This window comes from Streptomyces sp. (assembly GCF_036566765.1).
Lineage (GTDB): Bacteria > Actinomycetota > Actinomycetes > Streptomycetales > Streptomycetaceae > Streptomyces.
Genome location: NZ_DATCVQ010000361.1, coordinates 1 through 4,094, shown reverse-complemented (window position 1 = coordinate 4,094; position 4,094 = coordinate 1). Strand labels below are relative to the sequence as shown.

The following is a 4,094-nucleotide window of genomic DNA, read 5'->3' as shown; positions in this document are numbered from 1 at the left end:
GGCTCGCGCTCGCGGCCGCGCCCGGCCTCACGACGCTCGACCACGCGACGCTGCGGGCCGACGGCTGGTCGCTGGCGCTGCCCGCGGCGGGCGTGGTGCTGCTGACCGGCGCGGCGGCGGGGCTGCAGGCGTGGTGGGCCGCGCGCAGCGGATCGATCAAGGAACTGAGGGCAGGAGACACGCGATGACCGACACGACTCTGGCGGAGCTGGAGCAGCGGGCGACGGCGCGGCGCGACCGGCCCTCGTACGGGCACGACGCCCTGATCGCCTGCGACCGGCTGGTACGCATCTTCGCGACGGACGGGGTGGAGGTGCAGGCGCTGCAGGGGCTCGATCTCCTGGTGAAGGAGGGCGAGTTGATGGCCCTGGTCGGCGCGTCCGGCTCGGGCAAGTCGACGCTGATGAACATTCTGGCGGGCCTGGACGTCCCGACGGCCGGGGCGGCGAAGGTGTCGGGCTGCGACCTGCTCGCGATGGACGCGAAGGCGCGGCTTCGCTACCGGCGGGACGTGGTCGGCTTCGTCTGGCAGCAGACGGCGCGGAACTTGTTGCCGTACCTGACGGCAGCTCAGAACGTATCGCTGCCCATGCAGTTGAGAGGCCGCACGAAGCGGAAGGCGGAGCGGGCGGAGGAACTGCTGGCGATGCTCGACATCGCGGACTGCCGCGACCGTCGGCCGCACCAGATGTCCGGCGGCCAGCAGCAGCGGGTCGCGATCGCGGTGGCGCTGGCGAACCACCCGGCGGTACTGCTCGCGGACGAGCCCACCGGCGAGCTGGACTCGGCAACCGGCGAGCAGGTCTTCGCGGCGTTCCGCCGCGCCAACGAGGAGCTGGGCACGACGATCGTGATCGTCACCCACGACCAGGCCGTGGCCTCCGAGGTCCGCCGCACCGTCGCCATCCGCGACGGCCGCACCTCCTCGGAGGTCCTCCGCCGCACCGAGGTCGACGCGCAGGGCCAGGAGTCCGTCGTAGCCCGCGAATACGCCATGCTCGACCGCGCCGGCCGCCTCCAACTCCCGTCGGAGTACACGGAGACACTGGGCATGGAACACCGAGTGATGCTGGAACTGGAACAGGACCACATCGGGGTCTGGCCGGACGAGGAGGAGCGGGGGTAGGCCTTGAGGCCGACTCCAGGACGACGTCCTAGGGGGAGGGACGGGTGGGCACACGGGACGGCGCCCTTGCGGGCGCCTCCGTTCCCCGTGCCTGGTGCCCACGGGGGCGCCGCGCTTGGAGCGGGGAGGGGTGGGCAACCCCCGTCAGTGCCGATGCGTCGGCGCGACCGTCAGCGACACCGTCGCGGTGCGCAGGGCGATCGACCCGTACGGCGTGCGCAGCCGCAGCCACGGCCCCGCCGCCAGCAGCGTGACCGGCACCTCGTGCGGGGGCAGGAAGCCCAGCGACTGCGCCGCGTGCACGGCCCGCAGCGGCAGCTCCGTCCCCGCCACGGTCCGAGACCAGATCTCGCGCCCGATCCGATCGCGCTCCGCCCGCGTACGCCGCTCCTCCGGAAGCGCCTCGTCCCGCGCGCGGAACTCGCTGACGGCCGCCGAAACCGCGGCCCGCAGAGCGCCCCCGCCCGGCACCCCCTCGACCACCCGCCAGCCACCCCGAGGCGGCAGCACACCGGCCCACGGCGGCCCGGTCACGGCGTCCGGCACGACCGCCTTGCCGGCCGACTCCTCGATTCCTTCGAGGAGTTCGCCCGCCGACACGGTCACGTCCAGCTCCACCGCGTCGACCAGCCGCGCCGTACGGATCGCGAGGACCTCGAACGACGGCGGCCGCCCGAAGACGGCGAGCGCCCCGCCGCCCGCCTGGAGGCGGACGGCGGCGGCCCGGTCGTAACGCAGCAGCCGGCCCAGGAAGGCGGCGAGGTCCGCCGCCTCCCGGGCGTCGTCGAAGTGCAGCGGGGCGATCGCGGTCATGCGGCGGAGTGCATCCCGTCGTCGACGTACTCCTCGAGGAAGGAGCGCTCCTCCGCGGAGATCCGGCGCGGACGCTGGGCCTCCAGGTCGAAGGGGACGACGACGGTCGAGGCGCGGACGTACGTGACGTCCGGGTCCTTGACCTCGTACGCGATCGTCAGCGACGCCGCGCCTATCTTCGTCACCCACGACTCGATGGTGACCGGCGCGTGCCGGTGCACCAGCGGCCGCACGTAGTCGATCTCGTGCCGGGCCACGACGGACCCGCCGGAGAACGACGGGGAGCCGTTCCCCGGCGCCAGCCGGAACATGAAGTCGATCCGCGCCTCTTCCAGGTACCGCAGGAAGACGACGTTGTTGACGTGCCCGAAGGCGTCCATGTCCGACCAGCGCAGGGGGCAGCTGTAGATATGACGAGCCATGTACTGATCAGCCCCGGGTCAGCTTCTTGTACGTGGCGCGGTGCGGACGGGCCGCATCCGCGCCCAGGCGCTCGACCTTGTTCTTCTCGTACGACTCGAAGTTGCCCTCGAACCAGAACCACTTCGACTCGCCCTCGTAGGCGAGGATGTGGGTGGCGACCCGGTCCAGGAACCAGCGGTCGTGGGAGACGACCACGGCGCAGCCCGGGAACTCGAGCAGCGCGTTCTCCAGGGAGCCCAGGGTCTCGACGTCGAGGTCGTTGGTCGGCTCGTCGAGGAGCAGCAGGTTGCCGCCCTGCTTGAGGGTGAGCGCGAGGTTCAGGCGGTTGCGCTCACCGCCGGAGAGCACGCCGGCCGGCTTCTGCTGGTCCGGGCCCTTGAAGCCGAACGCGGAGACGTACGCCCGCGAGGGCATCTCGACCTGGCCGACGTTGATGTAGTCCAGCTCGTCGGAGACGACGGCCCACAGCGTCTTCTTGGGGTCGATGTTGGCGCGGCCCTGGTCGACGTACGAGACCTTGACGGTCTCGCCGACCTTGATCTCGCCGGAGTCCGGGGCCTCCAGGCCCTGGATCATCTTGAAGAGCGTGGTCTTGCCGGCGCCGTTCGGGCCGATGACGCCGACGATGCCGTTACGCGGCAGGGTGAAGCTCAGGTCGTCGATGAGGACCTTCTCGCCGAAGGCCTTGGAGAGGTTGTTGACCTCGACGACGATCGAGCCCAGGCGCGGGCCCGGCGGGATCTGGATCTCCTCGAAGTCCAGCTTCCGCATCTTGTCGGCCTCGGCGGCCATCTCCTCGTAGCGAGCGAGACGGGCCTTGGACTTGGCCTGACGCCCCTTGGCGTTCGACCGCACCCACTCGAGCTCCTCCTTCAGACGCTTCGCACGCTTGGCGTCCTTCTGGCCCTCGACCTTGAGGCGGCTGGCCTTGGCGTCGAGGTAGGTGGAGTAGTTGCCCTCGTAGGGGTGCGCGCGGCCGCGGTCGAGCTCGAGGATCCACTCGGCGACGTTGTCGAGGAAGTACCGGTCGTGGGTGACGGCGACGACGGTGCCGGGGTACTTGGCGAGGTGCTGCTCCAGCCACTGCACGGACTCGGCGTCCAGGTGGTTGGTGGGCTCGTCGAGGAGCAGCAGGTCGGGGGCCTCCAGGAGGAGCTTGCAGAGCGCGACGCGACGGCGCTCACCACCGGACAGGTTGGTGACCGGCCAGTCGCCGGGCGGGCAGCCCAGGGCGTCCATGGCCTGCTCCAGCTGGGTGTCCAGGTCCCACGCGTTGGCGTGGTCCAGGTCCTCCTGGAGCTTGCCCATCTCATCCATGAGCGCGTCCGAGTAGTCGGTCGCCATGAGCTCGGCGACCTCGTTGAAGCGGTGAAGCTTCCCCATGATCTCGGCGGCGCCGTCCTGGACGTTCTGCAGGACCGTCTTGGTCTCGTCGAGCGGCGGCTCCTGGAGGAGCATGCCGACGGTGTACCCGGGCGACAGGAAGGCGTCACCGTTGGACGGCTGCTCAAGGCCGGCCATGATCTTGAGGACGGTGGACTTACCGGCACCGTTCGGGCCGACCACACCGATCTTCGCACCGGGCAGGAAGCTCAGCGTCACGTCATCGAGGATGACCTTGTCGCCGTGCGCCTTGCGCGTCTTGCGCATCGTGTAGATGTACTCAGCCAAGAGAAACCGTCCGGCTAGGAGTGAGTGGGCAGATACACCCCATCTTGCCTGACCGCCACCC

At 70.4% G+C, this 4,094-nt stretch carries 5 protein-coding genes; 2 read left to right on the top strand and 3 right to left on the bottom strand.

Annotated elements, in window-relative coordinates:
* Both VIU94_RS21030 and VIU94_RS21025 read left to right on the top strand, forming a co-directional pair.
* Window positions 1-188, top strand: a 188-nt coding sequence (locus VIU94_RS21030; protein WP_331913384.1) for a hypothetical protein, incomplete at its 5' end; no start/stop codon positions are given.
* Entirely contained in the window at window positions 185-1,126 is a 942-nt protein-coding gene (locus VIU94_RS21025) for an ABC transporter ATP-binding protein (RefSeq protein WP_331913383.1), read from the top strand. The genes VIU94_RS21030 and VIU94_RS21025, both read left to right, overlap by 4 nt.
* Window positions 1,127-1,270: 144 nt before the next feature.
* Here VIU94_RS21025 and VIU94_RS21020 read toward each other — a convergent pair whose 3' ends face one another.
* Genes VIU94_RS21020 through ettA form a run of 3 tightly spaced genes read right to left on the bottom strand, consistent with a single transcriptional unit; the run spans window position 1,271 to window position 4,033 of the window.
* On the bottom strand, window positions 1,271-1,939 hold the full coding sequence (locus tag VIU94_RS21020) for a DUF8010 domain-containing protein (RefSeq protein ID WP_331913382.1): 669 nt from the start codon (window positions 1,937-1,939) through the stop codon (window positions 1,271-1,273).
* Window positions 1,936-2,361, bottom strand: a complete 426-nt coding sequence (locus VIU94_RS21015) for an acyl-CoA thioesterase (protein ID WP_331913381.1) — start codon at window positions 2,359-2,361, stop codon at window positions 1,936-1,938. The genes VIU94_RS21020 and VIU94_RS21015 overlap by 4 nt, the downstream gene beginning before the upstream one ends.
* Window positions 2,362-2,368: 7 nt before the next feature.
* Window positions 2,369-4,033, bottom strand: coding sequence for an energy-dependent translational throttle protein EttA (gene ettA / locus VIU94_RS21010; RefSeq protein WP_331913380.1), 1,665 nt, complete (start codon window positions 4,031-4,033; stop codon window positions 2,369-2,371).
* Window positions 4,034-4,094: the final 61 nt, after the last annotated feature.

Excerpts from the sequence above, each read along its gene's own strand:
- VIU94_RS21025 (WP_331913383.1), top strand. The coding sequence starts at position 185 with ATGACCGACACGACTCTGGCGGAGCTGGAGCAGCGGGCGACGGCGCGG.
- VIU94_RS21020 (WP_331913382.1), bottom strand. The coding sequence starts at position 1,939 with ATGACCGCGATCGCCCCGCTGCACTTCGACGACGCCCGGGAGGCGGCG.
- VIU94_RS21015 (WP_331913381.1), bottom strand. The coding sequence starts at position 2,361 with ATGGCTCGTCATATCTACAGCTGCCCCCTGCGCTGGTCGGACATGGAC.